The sequence below is a fragment of the Sphingomonas pokkalii genome (genome assembly GCF_003096275.1).
Lineage (GTDB): Bacteria > Pseudomonadota > Alphaproteobacteria > Sphingomonadales > Sphingomonadaceae > Sphingomonas > Sphingomonas pokkalii.
The window spans coordinates 1-402 of sequence record NZ_QENQ01000015.1 but is presented as its reverse complement, the minus strand read 5'-3'; the positions used below and the strand labels follow the sequence as shown (position 1 = coordinate 402).

1 protein-coding gene is annotated in these 402 nt (G+C 67.4%); it reads left to right on the top strand.

Translation table 11 applies throughout. The features are described from left to right. Nucleotides 1-62: 62 nt before the first annotated feature. A partial coding sequence (locus DD559_RS19520; protein ID WP_206364598.1) for a hypothetical protein occupies nt 63-402 on the top strand: 340 nt, incomplete at its 3' end.

Here is a 402-nt window from a genome sequence, read left to right as displayed (position 1 = left end):
CAGGCGGGTGGGGTTTCGTCACTATGGCTCCCGGTCTCTCGCCTAGCGGAGGTGCTTTGTCGATGCAGCAGTTACCCGCGGCTGAGGATGATATTGCGGACCGCCCGGTTTCCGGCGCTCCCGCGGTCGCGCGGTGGCGGGGGGCGGTGCGATCCGGCATTCGCGGCGAGAGGGGGGGGCAGCAGGCGGAGGCGGAACGCGCCGTGCAGCACGAGAGTGAGGAGCGCCGATGCAGCGCCGGAGAGACCGGCGAGTTCGCCTTGTGGGACTGGAATCTCGAAACCGGCGAAATGCACTGGAGCGATGAGAACTACCGGATACTCGGCTATACGATCGGTGCGGTGGAGCCCAGTTACGGGGCATGGGCGGATCGCCTCCATCCGGAGGATCGCGTCCGAACCG